Below are 16971 nucleotides of genomic sequence, written 5' to 3'. Positions count from 1 at the left end.
GCGTCAGTCCGCCTTCATGATCGTCTCGCCGCGCAGGGGCCCCATGTCGCGGATGTTGTGGCGGTGCCGCTTCCAGCCCGCGTAGGTGCGGCGCCAGTTCGCCACCGAGACCACGTAGTAAATCAGCTTGAACATCCGCAGCGACCAGCGATACGCCGGGCCGTGGTGGATGTCTGCCGCCAGCAGCGACATGAGGCCCTGCTTCACCTTGAAGCGGTTGTTCGGGTGCATGAACATGTCGCGGATGGTGGGGTTCGTCACGCGGTAAATGAACCACGAATAATCGCGCGGGCCCACGCGCACGCGCTTCTCATACGCGGCGCGCGCGGCGGGCAGGCGCTGCGGCTCGTCCAGCGCCGTGGCCACCAGCTGCGCGCCGTCAAAGCCGCTCTGCATCGCCAGAAACACACCCGAAGAAAACATGGGGTCGATGAACGTGAAAGCGTCGCCCACCATCAGGTAGCGCTCCCCCGTGGCGTGCGTGCTGGCGTAAGAAAAATTGCCGGTCGCATGCACCTGGTCGTCCACCAGGGTCGCGTCCTTCAGGCGGTCGTGCAGCTCCGGGCACAGGGCGATGGTGTCGAAGAAATAGTCCTTCAGCGGCTTGTCGCGCGCCTTGAGGTAATAGGCCCAGCACACCGCGCCCACGCTCGTGGTGCCATCGGCCAGCGGGATGAACCAGAACCAGCCGTGCTCGAACCAGCAGATGCTGATGTTGCCCTCGCGCTTGCCCTGCAGGCGGCGAGCGCCGCGAAAGTGTCCAAACAGCGCCGTGCTGTTGTGGTCCTTGTTCTTCTGCTTGCACCTGAACTTGTTGGCCAGCAGCGTGTCGCGGCCGGTGGCGTCCACCACGAAGCGGGTGCGCCAGCGGCGCGTTTCGCCGCCCTCGAGCACCGCCGCCACGGCCGCGCCCTCGTCATCGAACGCGACCTCGGTCACCTTCGCGCCCTCCAGCGCCTGGGCGCCCACGCGGGCCGCATGGCGAAACAGCAGCTCGTCCATCTCGGAGCGGCGCACCTGCCAGGCCGAGGCCATGGAAGGGTCCCAACCCTCGGCGAAATCGGCATAGCTGCAGTAATCCAGATCGGGTGGCACGAACTCGATGCCGTACTTCGGCATGCCGATCTTTTCGATCTGGTCCCGCACACCGAGCTGGTCGAACAAGGCCACATTGCCCGGCAGCAGCGACTCGCCAATATGGAAGCGGGGGTGGTGCTCCTTCTCCAGCAGCACCACCTTGCGGCCCTCGCGCGCGAGCAGGGTGGCAATGGTGGACCCGGCAGGGCCGCCACCGACGACGACGACATCGCAATGCTCAGAGGGCTGCATGGGCGGGGCTCCTGGGGTGGTGCGGGGGGTGGTGCAGGCCCGAAAAATACCATGGGCACAGCCAGCGCATAGGAAATGCCGGCTGCGTGGGTGGGGCGCCCATGGGCACGCCATGGCGGGGATCATGCGCCACGGAGCGGCGCCTATGATGTGTGGCGCCGCTCAAGGGAGGACCGCACAGATGGCAAACCACCACCACCACCCCATCGCAGACAACGAATCGCGCGTCGCCGTGCTGGTGGACTGCGACAACACCCAACCAGAGATCCTCGAATACGCGCTGCGCGTTGTCGCCCAGTTTGGCCGCGTCGTGCTGCGGCGCGGGTACGGCAACCACGCCACCCTGGCCAACAAATGGCAGGAGGCCCTGGTGCGCCTGGCCTTCACGCCCTGCCTGCAATACCAGTACGCCGCAGGCAAGAACACCTCCGACATTGCCCTGGCGCTTGACGCGCTGGAGGCCCTGTTCGACCGCAGGGCAGACACGTTTTGCCTCGTCACCAGCGATTCCGACTTTGCCTACCTCTGCCGCAAGCTGCGCGAACGCGGCGCCACGGTGCACATCGTGGGTGAGTCCAAAAGCCCGGACGCGCTGCGAAATGCGAGCGACCAGTTCTTTGAGTGGGTGAAGCCCGAGCCCGCGCCCGAGCAACCCAAAGCGGCCGCCAAGGTGGGGGCCGCCAAACCCGACCCCGCCAAACCCGCGGCCAAGCAACGCCCGGCGTTTGTCGTGGAAGCGGTGGCCTTGCTGGCGGCCGACACATCGGAAGGCCAGGTCAGCGTTGGTGGCCTGGGCTCGTATCTGAAGCGGGCAGACCCGTCTTTTTCGCCCAAGAACTACGGCCACTCAGGCTTGCTCGACATGCTCAAGACCTACGACGTGCTCCAGGTGCAGCAGGAAAACGGCGGGCATTGGACGGTTCATCTCGTCACGGCGGCCAGCTGACCGCACGGTACCCAACACCCTGGCTGAGCGATCTCGGTTCGAGGTGAGCTTCTCGGTGGGGCCGGGAGAAGTCTTGGATGCAGGCAAGCAGCATCGCGCATGCAGCAAGAACGCCTGCCCCGCGAAACTCGGTCCCATGGCTAAGAAACCTTTCGTGCGCGCGGACCGGACGACCGCGAACTCTTGGTGAGGGTGAACCACTCGCCAAGGCGCTGTGGTCGAGGTTGACTGGAACTTTCGACGCAAGAGAGGCAGTTTTTGACTGGTCGCAGCCGGCGGAGCCAACGCCCCGAACGTGCGATCTGCACCACGTTGCATGCATAGAGGAGTTGGCGATTCGTGGTGAGTGCTATCAGATGGCGAAGCCCAGACTAGACTGCGGCTATCAGCCTTAGGCGTATATCCAACTATGAACACGGGAACAGATCACCTTGCCTACTTTCAGTCTGCCTCTACAGCATGGACAACCGATGGAGCGTTCGCTGAGATCCGTTTGATTGGCCGAGTGAGCGCAGGAAGAAACGAGCTACTTAAAGCATCCCTGCAGGTGGGCGTCAACCCGCAGGTACCGACGGTGATTGTCCGTACAGATGATCTTCTGATCGTAAAGCGAATATTGGGCCCCCTTACCCTCGCCCAGACCATGAAGCTTCTTGCCGACGCCGAAAGTGGAAATGTGTCGATTGATGGGGAGAGCTTTTCCCTTCCAGAAGGCCCGCTCAGCTACTACTCAAAAGTACCCAGCGATGACGAGTGGAGCTACACGCTCAACCTTACTTGCCGCTCAGACAATCGCGCACCACAGGACTCTTTGATGTGGTTGGCAATGAACGCACAACTGCGGTGTGCTGAGATTCCTTTCGACGGAATAGCGGACGTGAGCATCTTTCTTGCACTGCCGAATCCGAGTACATCGACAGAGCCACAGATCAATATCTTCGTTCATGCACCCGCAGAGTTGGCCAACTCTGAATCCACGTTCGTGGATGGCAAACTAAACCTGAAATTCAACGCATTTGCTGGCCTGGACCTTCAGAAGCTCTCTGTCGCCCTGCGGTGGTCACAAGTAGAGTTTGAACGCCATCAAGTAGCGAGTGCGATAACGTGGAGTCCGCCCGCAGGAATGCTTAGAGAAGGCCACCTTACAGAGCTCCGAGAGAACGCTGATGGGGCGCTTGTCATGCTTTCCGTTGGAGGGCATCCGGTGCGCCGCCACTGGGTCGTGGGAAGTCACCGTGCTAGGACAGTTCGATCTGGAACGCTACAAGCATTCGACGCCGGCTGGGAAAGGCTCCGCGACAGCCTTCTGAATAACTCCAAGGACGCGAAGGGCTTTGAAAGAGCGGTTTCAACGCTTGCGTTCTTGCTTGGTTTCCAAGCGGTTCCGTACACCGATAGTGACGCACCAGACCTTGCCCTTTTTACTGAAGCTGGACGCGTAGTGCTGGTGGAATGTACGTTGAAAACATCGGACGCTCAGTCCAAGCTTGGAAAACTCGCGAATCGCAGGGGAGCCGTTGTGAGCCATCTGAGTCGGTTGGGCACCCCAGCTTCTGTGTCCTGCCTACTCGTCTGTCAGTGCACCCGTGAGCAAGTGCTCATCGAGGATTCCGAGCTGAAAAAGGCTTCTGTGCTACTGGTCACTCAGGAAAAGCTGAGTGAATTGCTACTGCGAACTCGTTTCAATCCCAACGCAGACGCAGTTTTGGACGAGAGTCTCGACGGTGGCGCACCAATGACCGGTTAATCCGCCACCATGAGCGGGTCTTGGGCTCGCGGCAGCAAAGCAGCCACGCCGTTCGCGAGAGATTGGGTGTCGCAGTATTTTTATGTGCGAACTCGAGCTTCACTGCCCGGTCGGGATCCTGCCGAAGTGGTGGGGAAGCGCGATCGGCATGGTCTAGCCATGACGCCGCCACATGCAAGCAGTCGCCGCAGCTCGCGGCGGTCTGAATGTCCGCAGCGCGGCGCGAAGCGCACATAGAGTGGCGTCTCGACCGGCAGCAGTCGCTGCACAGCTAACCTTGGCATCCAGACGGCGGCTTCAGATTGATCTCGGAAATTCGCCCACTTCGTCCGGTTGGCAGCTTTCAACCCATTACTGCCCTTTTGGCGCTGGTCTCAGGCGCATCCCAGCTGACAGATCAGCGTTGCAGCGCAGTTCCTTAGCTAGAGGGCAGTCTCGTCGCTACTCGACGCGCGCTGTCTTGCGCGAATTTCTTCGTAGGTCTGCTTTAGCAGCGTCGAACCTTGTTCTGCATATGCATTGCATATTCCCTCAGCTTCTTCCACCTCGCCCGCTTCTGCCAATCGATTGACGCATGCAATTACGTCCTCCTTGCGATAGTCAGGCAAGAAGCCAGAAATCGCTGCGCGGAAGATGATGGCAACCTCTTTCGGATACTGATTCGCAAGACGCGCAAGGTTCTCGACCAGCATGTAGCCATGATGCCTAACTTGCGCGTGAGGCGCCGCCTCGACCAATACCTCAACGGCGGCCGGAGTCAGCTCGTGAACAAAGACGACCAGTTGGCCGAGGGCGGACTGCAGTTCAGGCTCGTCGGCTCGGTTTGCACGAACCTGCTCCGCGACCTTCATCCAGAACTTCAGGATCTTGGACGCGCGGTTGGGGGGGACAGACTTACCTCGAAGCGTCCAAAAAAACCAGCATAACTTCGAAAGCTCCTTAATCCTCAGGTCCGCAACAAGTTCGCTGAGCAGTCCACCCTCGGTAATGCTCTCCATGCCCTCCAGATAAGCTAGCCCCAGGAACTGCAGAGCTTTCTCAGCTACCTGATCAGGGAGCCCCTCCGAGAAAACCATCCTCCTAAGATGCCCGCCTGCGACAAGGCGGTTGAAGAGCCAGTCGTGAAGGTGGCGTTGGTACGCGAAGCCTTGTGCTGCGCACTTCCAAGCTGCGTCGCTGGTGGACGAGAAGATTCTGTCAAAGTTGGCTTCCGTCCACTCGGCGTTAACGTAATGCAAGTTCGCGCAGTACATCCCGGCCATCGCCGAGAAGTCAGCATTCAGCCCGGACTCGCTAGTTGCAAGTTCAGCTTCAAACACCGGTCCGACGGCGGACCAAGTCCCTCCTTGACTTGGATTTGGCGCAACCTCCTCGCGTCGCATTGCTAGCGCGAGGTGAATGAAGCACTCCAGAGCTCGGCCTCTTGGGGAGTTGATTGCATGTGAAACGGCATCGTCCCACTGTTCGGCCTCTATAGGAGTAGCGTCGAGAATCCTGCGCAGAACTTGAAGACACGCCTTGTGGAACTCTGAAGGCAGGCGGCGCTGTGTTCCCAATGCTCCCTTCAACAGTTCGGAAATATCACTCACGACCCAATGTACGGAAGGCTCCCACCCTTTCGCTGGATGTGCAGCTAAGTCGGCTTTGAAGGCTGGCGAAGAAACGATTGCGTGCATAAGCGACAGAGTCGCTGGCCAGTTTATGTCTCGCTTGTCGTCAGACCACCGCTCTTTGAGGCCCCTGAGCAGGCCATGCTGGTATGGACGATCCAAGTCAGCGAAGAGACTAATTCGCTGTGCAAAGCCATCCTCGCTCGCCCGCACTGCGGTGGAGATCGATATAGCAAGTCCTCGGTACGTTGGTCCATCCCAAGTGCCTGCATCTGGTACGAAACCCTTTAGGTAGGCCACCAATTCCTCGTCGGACATACCAACTAGCGCATCGGATGTGACGGGGCTTCGGTCTCCGACCCACCCGCTTGACGAGTACGTATGGAAATCCGGGTGGTCACGCACCGGTCCCCAACGCAACACCAGGGCTTGGTACTTCTCATCCACCTCCGCGTCGCCCAGTCCAGATGCCGGATGCAAGAGGTCACGCTTGTGGATATCGTCCCATTCCTCCTGCCGTGACTCCTCCGCCCAATCTCCTTTTAATTGATCCACGATGTGCAGAAACTGAGCTCTTTGCGAGGCAGTAAATTTAGAGAAGGCCTTGTTGATAAGCCAATAGAGTTCATGCCAGTAAAGAGTGTCGAGAAACCAACTCTCCTTTGCGCATTCCCAAAAGACTGCTCCTACAGTGCCATAGTGCTCACCACAAACGTAAATTCCCACTCGAGTGAGCGTCGGATACGGAGATTGAAGGAGCGACTTCGCAACGGTTAGAGCTGCTGGGGAACTGGAGCTCGTAGCACCAAGAGCAGCATCACGGACAGCATCAACGAGTACGTCGCGCGTGTCATCTTTGTGTGCATCTTGCTCGTGGTCTTCAATCGCCGAGCGCCAAATGTATGAGTACTTGTCATCGTCAGCGGAGCCAATGTACTCGGCCAAACGGCCTGCCAACATCTCAACAGCTGCAGCGCTACAGCGCTCGCCGAGCTTCCTGGCTGACGTCTTCAGTACCTCACCCAACCGGTAGCTATCCAGTACGCCGGCTTTGTCGGTCATGGCCGCTCCTCGGTGCGCCGCATCATCGAGAGTGCATCGACAAGCAGCATTGCCCTATGCCAATTTGTCGGCTCCGAGCTGTCGAGGAGTCGCGGGAGCAGCTTCTCGCCTAGCTCTAGACCCACCATGTTTGAATCGAACCGGCCCTCCAGCCAATAGCGAATCATGTCAACGTCCTGGTCCACCATTGCCTCAAGTGGCAGCTTCGATAGGATTGTGGCAAGGGACCACCAAGTCCTCCAATTGTCCAAACCTCGCTTTTGAGCGTCGGCGCTGATAGCCCGAACGATGTTTGCGATTCGTGCCGCCTGTTCGGCCTTTGCCGATGCGGCAATCTGCTCTAGGTAGCGAAGGGCGGGCCACCCCTCAGCTTGGTAGGTGATTCCATGTTTATTCTCGACGACCTTCACCGTGGGATTGTGTGCTACGTTGAAGAAACCGGCATGGTCAAGGTCAGCAAACCAAACCGCGTCATTCAACGAGTTGATGAAGTATGAGGCGAGTTCAGGTCGATTTCTAACAAGTCGAAGCGCCGCTTCGCGATTGACTCCGGTTGGTGAAGCGACGCATCTATCAAGATGCGATTGAAGGTCAAGCATCGTTGGGTCGCGGACATCTAACTCCGATCCCCAACCCTTGAAGACCTCGACCACCTCCTGATGGCCCTTCGCGTCGATGCAGTATGGAACAACGCAAACCCCACACTGATCGCGAAAAAAGTGTTCAATAAATCGTGTTTGAACCGACTCAGTTGATCGATAGGCATACAAGAGAAAGTGTCGTGGTTCAGTTGTCCCAGTTCGCAGCGATTCGTTGGATCTAATGATGTGGTCCAAGACCTCCAGTTCCGCAAGCCCATAGCCCACAAATAGAACCGTGTGGTTCTTGAACATCGCCGACAGAAACGCCTGTACTCTCGGGTCTGCATAGTGCTCGATGTAGTTCTTCAACGAGACAACCATTGAATTCGGGTCTGTATAGGAACCATGGAGATGGATTACAGCCCCTCTCTCGGCTAGCAGCGCGGAAGACAAGTGCTCGCGCAAGTAATACTTTGGCCTTTTGCTTGGCCCCTTCGCGGGTTCCGCCTCGCCGCCGACTTTGACTACGGATGAGAGCTCTTCCGGGCCGGCATCGTCGAGCCATCTGTCGTAATTTGTCGTAACAAAGACGGGGCGCAAGCTCGAAAGCAACTGATACAGCTCGAAGCCAATCGCCGCAGGATTGGACGGATGCAAGATGTTGTCGAAATCGATTGCTAAGTCCCTTTCTTTTGCAAGTGCCATTGCAATTGAGAGAGTTCGCCGCGAATCGCCTAGTCCGCGGAGTTGCTCCGCCTCCAAGAAGCTGAGCACGCCGCCCTTCTCCAGGGCGCCGACCACTTGGCTTGCGAATCCGCGCCAATCGGGGCTGCCGCAAAGCATGGACGCACCAGCACCCACGAAGACGACAAGCTCGCCATGCTTCGCAGCATCTTTGAGGGTTTGATTGGGTATGTAGCTCGCGGCTTCCGGCATTCCTAATCTTAAGCGGCCATCTACATCTCGACGCACTCGTAAGGGTCAGTATGGATAGGCGCGCCCTGCTGAGGTGCGCTCGAGACGCCTCGGAATGACTTTGGCGCTGCGCGTGAAGTGGGTGCCAGCCATTTGCCGTCGATCAATCGGTTCAAGGAGCGACGGCTATTGACCGAGAGCGCCAGCTAGGGCGCCCCCAACGTCTTAGAACGCTACATACCATCCCTAGTGTTACCCCAACGACAAGCCCGCTCCAAGCAACCTTCAAATCTCCGGATCGTCAGGCGAGGCCGCGGCTATCTCGTCCATCATGTGACAGTTGGCCACGGCTTGAAGCAGCTTGTCTGCCAGCAGGCCCGCTTGTGCGGGGGTGAGTTTCCATTCGAGCTCGAAGGGGTTTTCGCGGGCCTGCAGCAACACCACCGAGGGCACTTTGCGAACCGCCGTGCGGCTTGCAGAGACGTTCAGCCCCGAAGTCGATTCCTGTTTGATCGCCAGCGACAAGCGTTGGGCCGGTACGTCGTGTTGCATGGCTCGCACGGGCTCGGGCAGAGGCGGTTTGTTCAGTCTCATCACGCCGCCCCCTGATCGTTCATCCCCAGTTCGCGCAGCACCGCCATGCGGCAGATGCTGGCCATGGAGCGCTGTTCAAGGTTGGCTCTCTCCTTCACGCGCTGCAGTTCCGCAGGCGTAAGTCTCAGTGCAATGGGGCGCGAGCTGTTGACGCCGTTGGGTACGCGTTTGCGGCCTGGCGCAGGTGTCTTTTGAAGCATGGCGTAGACGGGTGTGCATGCCGTGACTCGGGTAGCATTGAGTAACGGTGAATTACTGATTTCTACTTATATTAGAGGAATTATTACTCGATGTCAACGGTGGACGTGGAAATGTTGCTCGCTCGCCTGCGCGATGAGTTGGGTCGCTTTGGTTCTGTTGCCGAAGCGTCCCGACAGATCGGCGAGCCGAGTCCGCTGGGACTTCGTGACGTGTGCAATGGCCGCAAGCGGCTCTCTGCCGAGTTGCTGGCGCGGCTTGCTGCTGAGGGCGTGGACGCGCTTTATGTGTTGACGGGTGAGCGGCTCGTCACGCGCTCGGATCTGAATCCGATGCTGCGCGCCGTGGTGGACGACCTCGAGCGCTGCTCGCCTGAGAAGCAGATCGAAGCGGTGAAGTACGTGTCGATGCTGGCCGCTGGCGTGACGCCCCCCGCGCCGGTTGCCAACGCGGCCCGCAAGAAGCCGCCAGCCAAGCGCCCACCCCGCACCCAGCCCAAGAAGAAGAACTAAATCGAGCTGGACGAAGGCCCTTGCTTCGCGCCGCGTTTGTGCGGTGGCGCACAGAGGCCGGGTTTTCCCCTTGCCGCACGCCGATGCCCTGAAAATTCACTACCCTCTGCGCTGGGCTGCAACGTCAGCGCATCAGATGCCTTCGTGGATCTGTAACGCCCCCTCTTGATTGGAAGCAACGACCCATGACCGCAAGTGATCACACGCCAGCGGGTGCCGCCGTACGCCCCGCAGACGGGCAGCGCGCGCGCGAGTGGTTTTGGCACGGCTTTTCTTTGCGCAGCCGCCTGATGCTGTTGGGCGTGGCGGCGATTTTGCCGCTGTGCCTGTTTGCCACGGCCGCGTTTGTGGTGATGGTTCATCAGCAGAAGCAGCAGGTGGAGCAGGCCACGCTGGGCATGGCCCAGGCGCTGGGCGCGGCCATCGATGCGCGCATGCAGCGCACGGTGGCGACGCTGGAGGCGTTTGCCCTGGCCCAGTCGCTGCAGGATGCCGATGAGTCCCGGCTGGGCGCGGTGCATGCGGCGGCGCGGCAGCTTCGCGCGGCCAGCCCGGACTGGCGGGCCGTGGTGCTGGCGCGGCCGGATGGCGGCGTGGTCTTCGTCAGCGAGCTCCCGTTGGGCAGCGATGCGCGCGAGTCTTTGCACGGCGCCAGCGTGTCGGAGGTGGTGCGCACACGGGCGGCGGCGGTGGGCCCGATGCTGATGGGGCCTCGCGGCTACTTGGGCTACACGGTGCGCGTTCCCGTGCTGCACGAGGGTGAGGTCCGTTATGTGCTCACGGCCATCGTGAGCACCGATTCCATTCTGGAGGTGATTCAGCGGCAACAGTTGCCGGGGCATTGGGTGGTGTCGGTGTTTGATTCCGATTTGAAGCGGGTGGCGCGCTCCAAGGACCACGGCAAGCATTTCGGCACGCCACCCAGCCCTTCGCTGCAGCGCATGCTGGAAGAGATGGGCGATCGGCGCGAGGGCGTGGGCATGACGTCCACTTTGGAGGGGGACGAGGCGTACACGGCGGTGTCCCACATCCAGCGCACCGGCTGGACGATTGCGCTGGGCGCATCGTCCGAGATCGCGCATGCCGGCCTGTGGCGGGCGGCGTGGCTGTACGTCGCGGGTTTGCTGCTGTCGCTGGGGGCGGGGGGCATGGTGTTCTGGCTGGTGAGCCGTTCCATCACGGTTCGCGCGCAGGCTTTGCGCGATGGCGCGGTGGCTTTGGGCAAAGGGGTGCCTTTGCCTCCGCCGCCCCAGGGCCTGCCGGACTTCGACGAGGTTGCCTCGGCGCTGTGGACGGCGGGGCAGGAGCGTTCACGGGCCGAGGAGGAGCGCGAAGGCTTGTTGCGCTCCGAGCGGGGTTCGCGCGCGGTGGCGGAGGCGGCCAGGGGCCGGCTGCAGATGCTGTTGTCGGCCACGTCGTCGTTGACGCAGTCGCTGGATGAGTCGCGGACGATCGACGCGATCGCCGCGGCGGTGGTGCCCGGTGTGGCGGACATGCTGCGCCTGGATCTGCTGAGCCTGGACGGCGCGCCGGCGCAGAGCTGGACGTTCCACCCGGACCCGGCGCGCCTGGAGGCGGCGCAGCGCGTGGTGCGGTCGGGGCCTGTGCCGGCGTCGATGAAGGGTTCGCTGCCGTGGGTGATCGCCACGGGGCGCGAGCATGTGCAGCACTTCGAGCCGGGCGATGTGTCGAAGATCGAGGATGCCCGGTACCGCGAGTTCGCCGAGGCCAGCGGCATGAGGGCGGTGTGCGCGGTGCCGCTGGTGGCGCGCGACCGGGTGATCGGGGCCATGGCGGCGATCCAGGTGGATTCGGTGCGGCGCTTCGAGGCGGACGATGTCGCCTTGATCAGCGAGCTGGCCCGGCGCGCCGCGCTCGCGCTGGACAATGTGCGGCTGTATTCGGAGTGCAACATTGCGCTGGAGAAGGCCAACGCCGCGAGCAAGGCGAAAGACGATTTCCTGGCGATGCTGGGGCATGAGCTGAGGAATCCGCTGGCGCCCATTCTCACGGCCACCGAGATCATGAAGCGCCGCGATGCCACCACGTTTGTGCGCGAGCGCGAGATCATCGAGCGCCAGGCCCGGCATCTCACGCTCCTGGTGGACGATTTGCTCGATGTGTCGCGCATCGTGGCGGGCAAGATCGGGCTGCAGTTGGAGCAGGTGGACTTGCGCCAGGTGGCCTGCCGGGCCATCGAGGTGACGCAGCCTTTGTTTGCGCAGCGCGCCGAGCCGGTGGTCCACGCCGAAGAGGGGCCGATTGGTGTGAGGGGCGATTTTCTCCGGCTGGCGCAGGTGGTGGGCAATCTGCTGAGCAACGCCGCGAAGTTCAGCGACCCGGGCGACCCGGTCACCATCTGGCTGCGGCGCAGCGCGAGCGAGGCCCTGCTGACGGTGGAGGACAGGGGCACGGGCATTCCCGATGAGCTGATGCCTCGGGTGTTTGACCGCTTTGTGCAGGGCGAGCAGAGCTTGCAGCGCTCCAAGAGCGGCCTGGGCCTGGGGCTGACGATTGCGCGCAGCATTGTCGAGCGCCACGGGGGCACGATCGTGGCCGAGCGCGGGCGCGACGGCCGTGGCACGCGGGTGACGGTTTCGCTGCCGCTGGCCTTGCCTGCCGAGGCGGCGGTGGAGCCGTGCGAAGAAGCGTCGCCCCCGGCGCGCAGTGGCGAGCTTGCCCGGGTGCTGGTGGTGGACGACAACGTGGACGCGGCCCAGACGCTGGCGAGCCTGCTGCTGATCTGCGGCCACGAGGTGAGCACGGCCCTGAACGCAGAGGAATGCCTGGCCATGGTGGCGGACCAGGCGCCGGATGTGTGCATCGTGGACATCGGCCTGCCGGGGATGGACGGCTACGAGCTGGCGCGCCGGCTCAGGGCGGAGCCGGCGACGCGCTCGATGCACCTGATTGCGCTGACCGGCTATGGCCAGCCCGCGGACCGCGACATGGCGCTTCGCAGCGGTTTCAACGACCACATGGCCAAGCCGGTGGATATCGGGGCGCTGGAGGCCGCGCTGGACGCGGTGGGCCGGCACCCGGCTGGCTAGGGGAGTTGATGGCGCGGCAGATCGATGGTGAAGACGCAGCCGGTGCCCGGCACGTCTTGCACGGTGAGGCTGCCCATGTCGGCTTCGACGCTTTGTCTCGCGATGGACAGGCCCAGGCCCAAGCCCGCCATGCGGCCTGGGTGGCTGGCGAAGGGCACGAACATTTTCTTTTCATCGCCCTGTGACAGGCCTCCGCAGTGATCGGCCACGCTGATGCGGATCCGGTCGTCGGCCGAGCGGGCGACGAGGTGCACGACGGTCTCGGGCTGGGTGAACTTGAAGGCGTTCTGTATCACGTTGGCCAGTGCCGCATGGAGCAGTTCGCGGTTGCTGATGAGCCAGGACCGCCTGCAGACCGACCATTTCCACGTGACGCAGGGCCTCATCGCGCAGATGCTGGGGGTGCGGCGGGTGGGCGTGACGGAGGCGGCCGGCGAGCTGCAGCGCGCCGGCCTGATCGCGTACCACCGGGGCGAGTTGACGGTGCTCGACCGGGCCGGGCTGCTGGCCCTGGCCTGCGGCTGTTATGCCGCCGACCGCCGATTGCTGGACGAGCAGTCGGCGAGCTCCTGAGCGCGCTCAGGCGCGGGGCAGCACGGTGCCCCGGCATTCGCCGAAGCCGATGCGCCGGTACCCCTCGCGCTGGCAGTGCGCGCGCAGCACGATGGTGTCGCCGTCGGCGAGGAAGCCCAGGGTTTCGCCGTTGGCGAGCGTGAGCGGGCGTTGGCCGCCCTGCGTGAGTTCGAGCAGGGAGCCGCCTTGCTCGGGCGCGGGGCCCGAGAGGGTGCCGGTGCCCAGCAGGTCGCCCGCGCGCAGGTCGCAGCCGTTGACGGTGTGGTGGGCGACGAGCTGCGCGGCGGTCCAGTAGGCGTCGGTGAAGTTGGACTGGCTGATGCGTTCGCCCGCGTGGCCGCTGGCGCGCATGGCCGCGGTCTGCACCCAGACTTCCAGCGCGATGTCGATGGCGCCGTGTTCGCGGTTGGCCGCCGAGTCGAGGTAGGGCAGCGGGGCGGGGTCGCCTTCGGGCCGGGTGAAGGCCTGGCGGTAGGGGGCGAGGGCTTCCAGGGTGACGACCCAGGGCGAGAGCGTGCTGGCGAAGTTTTTCGAGAGGAAGGGGCCCAGGGGCTGGTATTCCCAGGCCTGGATGTCGCGCGCGCTCCAGTCGTTGAGCAGCACGACGCCGAAGAGGTGGTCTTCCGCGTCTTCGATGCCGATGGGTTCGCCTTGCCGGCTGGGCGGGCCGATGACGAGGCCGAGTTCGAGCTCGTGGTCGAGCCGCCTGGTGGGTTGCAGCGTGGGCGCGCCGCCGTGGCCGGGGCTGAGCTGGCCCATGGGGCGCGGGAAGGCGTCGGGGCTCACGCGCAGTGTGGAGGCGCGGCCGTGGTAGCCGATGGGCACCCATTTGTAGTTGGGCAGCAGCGGGTGGTCGGGCCGGAACAGCTTGCCCACGGTGGTGGCGTGGTGGATGCCGGTGTAGAAGTCGGTGTAGTCGCCCACGTCGAAGGGCATGCCCATGCGCACGCTGGCCTGGGGGTGCAGCGCGGCGCTGAAGGCGGCTTCTTTCGGGCTGCCCTGGCGCAGGCCTTCGCTGAGGGTGCGGCGCAGCGCCTGCCGCGCCTGGGGGGCGAGGGCGAGCAGGCGCGCCATGTCGCTGTGGTCGAGCACGCCGGCGCGTTGCAGGTCGAGCACCTGGTCGCCGATGGCCACGCCGATGCGCCAGCCGGGTTCATCGCCCACCTGGAACCGGCCGTAGGGCAGGTTCTGGATGGGGAAGTCGGTGCCGGGTTGGTTGGCGCAAGCCAGCCAGCTTTGCAGGCCGGCGGCGTGGGTGTCGTCGATGCGGGGCGGCGCCATGGGGCTTTATTCCACCTGGATGTTCTGGCGCTTGATGACCGCGCCCCATTTCTGGGTCTCGGCCTTCATGAAGGCGGTGAACTGTTCGGGGGTGCCGCCGGCGGGCCGCAGGGATTGCTCTTCCAGGAATTTCTGGAACTCGGGCGACTTGAGCGCGGCGTTCACGCCGCCGTTGAGCTTGCTCACGACGTCGGCGGGCACACCGGCGGGCGCGAGCAGGCCGACCCAGGAGGTGGCTTCGAAGCCGGGGTAGGTGTCGCTCACGGGCGGCACGTCGGGCAGCGCGGGGATGCGCTCGCGCGTGGTCACGGCCAGCGCGCGCATCTTGCCGGCGCGGATGTGGGCGAGCACCGAGGTGACGCTGACGAACATCACCTGCACCTGGCCGCCGAGCACGTCGGTGATGGCAGGTGCGCCGCCTTTGTAGGGCACGTGGTTGAACGAGGCGCCCGAGGTGGCTTTGAAGAGTTCGGTGGTGAGGTGGTTGGAGCTGCCCGCGCCGGTGGAGGCGTAGTGCAGCGTGTCGGGCTTGGCCTTGGCCAGGTCCACGAGTTCGCGCAGGCTCTTGGCCGGCACCGAGGGGTGCACCACCAGCACCAGCGGCGAGGTGGCGATCAGCGCGATGGGCTTGAGGTCTTTGTCGGAGTCGAAGCTGAGTTTGTAGAGCAGCGGGTTGACGGCGTGGGTGTCGAAGGCGGTGAGCAGGGTGTAGCCGTCGGCCTTGGAGCGGGCGACCTGGGCCGCGCCGATGGAGCCGCCTGCGCCGGCCTTGTTTTCCACCACCAGGGTCTGGCCCAGGCTGGCGCTGAGTTCGGTGCCGAGCTTGCGCGTGACGTTGTCGACGATGCCGCCGGCCGGGAAGGGCACGACCACCTGGATGGTCTTGTTCGGGTAGGGGCCCGATTGCGCGCTGGCGGCCAGCGGCAGGCCACCGACGGCCAGGGCGATGGCGCCGGCGACGACGGTGCGGCGGCGGGTGGACGGCAGGGAGGTGGGTTTCATGTTGTCTCCAGAAAGGGAAGGAAAGAGAAAGGCGCGGTGCTCAGTCGTTGAGCACCGCGACGGCGCGGACCCAGCCGGCCGAGCCGTGTTTGATCTTGATCGGGAAGCAGCTGATGTCGAAGCCGTGCGGGGGCAGCTGGTCGAGGTTGGAGAGCTTCTCCATCTGGTAGTAGCCGATGTCGCGGCCGGCCTTGTGGCCTTCCCAGATGATGGAGGGGTCGCCGTCGCGCTCGAAGCGCTCGACCACGAACTTGAAGGCGGCGTCCCAGCTGTAGGAGTCGGTGCCGACCACGCGCACGCCGCGCTCGAGCAGGTAGAGCGTGGCTGCGCGGCCGAAGCCGCAGGCGCTTTCCCAGTAGTCCTCCTGGCCCTGGCGCGCGCCGGCGCGGGTGTTGGCCACCACGATGTCCAGCGGCTGCAGCTCGTAGTGGATGCGCTTGAGTTCGGCCTCGATGTCCTGCGGCGTGACGACGTAGCCGGCCTCGAAGTGGCGGAAGTCGAGCTTGACGCCGGGGCGCAGGCACCAGTCCAGCGGCACCTCGTCGATGCCGGGGGCGGGGCGCCCGCCTTCCTGCAGCGCGTGGTCGGTGGTGGGGTGGTAGTGCCAGGGCGCGTCCATGTGCGTGCCGGCGTGGGTGGAGAGGGAGATCTTCTCCACCGCCCAGGCCTTGCCCTCGGGCAGCGAGTCGGGGCCGATGCCGGGGAACAGCTTGGAGAACAGCTCCCACGACTGGTCGTGGTCGGCGTACTGGATCTGCGGGCGGTGGTGGGCCGGCGAGGTGGGCTTGTCTTCGAGCGTGACGGAGAGGTCGATGATGCGGCGGGGCATGAAGGTGGGGCCTGGTTTAGGTGGATGAAGGGGGCCGCGCGCGCATGCCGGCGACGACGAAGGCGACGAGCTCGCGCACGATGGCCTCGGGGTCGTCGGTGTCGCACAGGCCGCCCGAGAGGCGGTTGAGGCGGTGGTAGGCGGCGTCGGCGTCGGACACGATGTAGTGCATGGCGCCAATGGCGAAGGCGTAGCGCCAGAACGCTTGCTGCCGGGTGAGGCCGGGCTCGGCGTCCATCAGCGCCTGCACGAACAGCAGGGCGGTGCTGTCGTACTGCTGGAACAGGGCGCTGTTGGTGAACTCGCTGGGCAGCGCGCGCGCCTGCAGGATCAGGCGGGTGAGCAGGCGGCCGTCGCCGGTGGCGTCGGCGCTCAGGCGGATCGGGGGGGCGAGCAGGGCTTCGACCACGTGCTCCAGGGTGCGGCCCGGGCCGTCGGGCTGCTGCGCCAGCATCTCCCGGCGCAGCTGGTTCACCGGGTCGGCCACGGTCTGCAGCACCTCGCGGATCAGCGCTTCCTTGGAGCCGAAGTGGTAGTGGATCGCCGCCACGTTGGTCTCGCTCGCGGTGGTGATCTCCTTGAGCGAGGCCGCCTCGAATCCGCGCGTGGCGAAGACGCGCAGCGCGGCCATCACGATCTTCGTGCGGGTCGAGTCCTTGGGCGTGGGGGACGGTTTCTTGGGGTTCATTTCAAATTCAAATTTGAATTTGAAATGTAGATTTGATTCCGGCCCTGGGGTATG

14 protein-coding genes and 1 pseudogene are annotated in these 16971 nt (G+C 63.6%); 5 read left to right on the top strand and 10 right to left on the bottom strand.

Annotated elements, in window-relative coordinates; all coding sequences use genetic code 11:
• Nucleotides 1-3 precede the first annotated feature (3 nt).
• Nucleotides 4-1329, bottom strand: a complete 1326-nt coding sequence (locus KIT86_RS05650) for an NAD(P)/FAD-dependent oxidoreductase (RefSeq protein WP_297395856.1) — start codon at nt 1327-1329, stop codon at nt 4-6.
• Between the two features lie 181 nt (nt 1330-1510).
• Here KIT86_RS05650 and KIT86_RS05645 point away from each other — a divergent pair, with 181 nt between their 5' ends.
• Nucleotides 1511-2275, top strand: a complete 765-nt coding sequence (locus KIT86_RS05645) for an NYN domain-containing protein (protein WP_297395852.1) — start codon at nt 1511-1513, stop codon at nt 2273-2275.
• Between the two features lie 409 nt (nt 2276-2684).
• The gene (locus KIT86_RS05640) at nt 2685-4022 is read left to right on the top strand and encodes a hypothetical protein (RefSeq protein WP_297395849.1); all 1338 of its coding nucleotides are present in this window, start codon (nt 2685-2687) and stop codon (nt 4020-4022) included.
• Nucleotides 4023-4444: 422 nt separating this feature from the next.
• Here KIT86_RS05640 and KIT86_RS05635 read toward each other — a convergent pair whose 3' ends face one another.
• From KIT86_RS05635 to KIT86_RS05620, 4 genes are all read right to left on the bottom strand, one after another.
• Nucleotides 4445-6694 (bottom strand): hypothetical protein, encoded by a 2250-nt coding sequence (locus KIT86_RS05635; protein ID WP_297395847.1) that lies wholly within the window; start codon nt 6692-6694, stop codon nt 4445-4447.
• Nucleotides 6691-8211, bottom strand: a complete 1521-nt coding sequence (locus KIT86_RS05630) for an SIR2 family protein (RefSeq protein WP_297395844.1) — start codon at nt 8209-8211, stop codon at nt 6691-6693. The genes KIT86_RS05635 and KIT86_RS05630 overlap by 4 nt, the downstream gene beginning before the upstream one ends.
• 264 nt (nt 8212-8475) lie before the next feature.
• A complete protein-coding gene (locus KIT86_RS05625; protein ID WP_297395842.1) occupies nt 8476-8784 on the bottom strand; it encodes a hypothetical protein in 309 nt (102 codons plus the stop codon).
• Nucleotides 8784-8984, bottom strand: coding sequence for a hypothetical protein (locus tag KIT86_RS05620; RefSeq protein ID WP_297395841.1), 201 nt, complete (start codon nt 8982-8984; stop codon nt 8784-8786). The genes KIT86_RS05625 and KIT86_RS05620 overlap by 1 nt, the downstream gene beginning before the upstream one ends.
• Nucleotides 8985-9074: 90 nt before the next feature.
• On the opposite strand from KIT86_RS05620, the gene KIT86_RS05615 reads away from it, so the two are divergent.
• Complete coding sequence (locus KIT86_RS05615) at nt 9075-9494, top strand: hypothetical protein (RefSeq protein ID WP_297395839.1); 420 nt, start codon at nt 9075-9077, stop codon at nt 9492-9494.
• 185 nt (nt 9495-9679) lie between these two features.
• Complete coding sequence (locus KIT86_RS05610) at nt 9680-12544, top strand: ATP-binding protein (RefSeq protein WP_297395836.1); 2865 nt, start codon at nt 9680-9682, stop codon at nt 12542-12544.
• Here the strand turns inward: KIT86_RS05610 and KIT86_RS05605 are convergent.
• Complete coding sequence (locus KIT86_RS05605) at nt 12541-12840, bottom strand: sensor histidine kinase (RefSeq protein ID WP_367185421.1); 300 nt, start codon at nt 12838-12840, stop codon at nt 12541-12543. The genes KIT86_RS05610 and KIT86_RS05605 overlap by 4 nt on opposite strands.
• Nucleotides 12841-12865: 25 nt before the next feature.
• Between KIT86_RS05605 and KIT86_RS05600 the strand changes: the two are divergent.
• Nucleotides 12866-13117, top strand: a pseudogene (locus KIT86_RS05600) (Crp/Fnr family transcriptional regulator); the annotation flags it as partial.
• A gap of 6 nt (nt 13118-13123) precedes the next feature.
• Here KIT86_RS05600 and fahA read toward each other — a convergent pair.
• The 4 genes from fahA to KIT86_RS05580 are packed head-to-tail and all read right to left on the bottom strand — an operon-like array spanning nt 13124 to nt 16917.
• The gene (gene fahA, locus KIT86_RS05595; protein WP_297395831.1) at nt 13124-14398 is read right to left on the bottom strand and encodes a fumarylacetoacetase; all 1275 of its coding nucleotides are present in this window, start codon (nt 14396-14398) and stop codon (nt 13124-13126) included.
• Nucleotides 14399-14404: 6 nt separating this feature from the next.
• Nucleotides 14405-15400, bottom strand: a complete 996-nt coding sequence (locus KIT86_RS05590) for a tripartite tricarboxylate transporter substrate binding protein (protein WP_297395829.1) — start codon at nt 15398-15400, stop codon at nt 14405-14407.
• A gap of 40 nt (nt 15401-15440) precedes the next feature.
• Nucleotides 15441-16229 (bottom strand): cyclase family protein, encoded by a 789-nt coding sequence (locus KIT86_RS05585; RefSeq protein WP_297395827.1) that lies wholly within the window; start codon nt 16227-16229, stop codon nt 15441-15443.
• Between the two features lie 16 nt (nt 16230-16245).
• Entirely contained in the window at nt 16246-16917 is a 672-nt protein-coding gene (locus tag KIT86_RS05580; protein ID WP_297395825.1) for a TetR/AcrR family transcriptional regulator, read from the bottom strand.
• Nucleotides 16918-16971: the final 54 nt, after the last annotated feature.

Origin of the sequence: Hydrogenophaga sp., from assembly GCF_026125825.1 — a bacterium.
GTDB lineage: Bacteria > Pseudomonadota > Gammaproteobacteria > Burkholderiales > Burkholderiaceae_C > Hydrogenophaga.
Note: the sequence above shows the minus strand (reverse complement) of the source record. Positions and strands in the feature narration are given on the sequence as shown.

Bases quoted from the DNA above. Each gene is read 5' to 3' on its own strand.
- KIT86_RS05650 (WP_297395856.1), bottom strand. From the start codon at position 1,329: ATGCAGCCCTCTGAGCATTGCGATGTCGTCGTCGTCGGTGGCGGCCCT.
- KIT86_RS05645 (WP_297395852.1), top strand. From the start codon at position 1,511: ATGGCAAACCACCACCACCACCCCATCGCAGACAACGAATCGCGCGTC.
- KIT86_RS05640 (WP_297395849.1), top strand. From the start codon at position 2,685: ATGAACACGGGAACAGATCACCTTGCCTACTTTCAGTCTGCCTCTACA.
- KIT86_RS05635 (WP_297395847.1), bottom strand. From the start codon at position 6,694: ATGACCGACAAAGCCGGCGTACTGGATAGCTACCGGTTGGGTGAGGTA.
- KIT86_RS05630 (WP_297395844.1), bottom strand. From the start codon at position 8,211: ATGCCGGAAGCCGCGAGCTACATACCCAATCAAACCCTCAAAGATGCT.
- KIT86_RS05625 (WP_297395842.1), bottom strand. From the start codon at position 8,784: ATGAGACTGAACAAACCGCCTCTGCCCGAGCCCGTGCGAGCCATGCAA.
- KIT86_RS05620 (WP_297395841.1), bottom strand. From the start codon at position 8,984: ATGCTTCAAAAGACACCTGCGCCAGGCCGCAAACGCGTACCCAACGGC.
- KIT86_RS05615 (WP_297395839.1), top strand. From the start codon at position 9,075: ATGTCAACGGTGGACGTGGAAATGTTGCTCGCTCGCCTGCGCGATGAG.
- KIT86_RS05610 (WP_297395836.1), top strand. From the start codon at position 9,680: ATGACCGCAAGTGATCACACGCCAGCGGGTGCCGCCGTACGCCCCGCA.
- fahA (WP_297395831.1), bottom strand. From the start codon at position 14,398: ATGGCGCCGCCCCGCATCGACGACACCCACGCCGCCGGCCTGCAAAGC.
- KIT86_RS05590 (WP_297395829.1), bottom strand. From the start codon at position 15,400: ATGAAACCCACCTCCCTGCCGTCCACCCGCCGCCGCACCGTCGTCGCC.
- KIT86_RS05585 (WP_297395827.1), bottom strand. From the start codon at position 16,229: ATGCCCCGCCGCATCATCGACCTCTCCGTCACGCTCGAAGACAAGCCC.
- KIT86_RS05580 (WP_297395825.1), bottom strand. From the start codon at position 16,917: ATGAACCCCAAGAAACCGTCCCCCACGCCCAAGGACTCGACCCGCACG.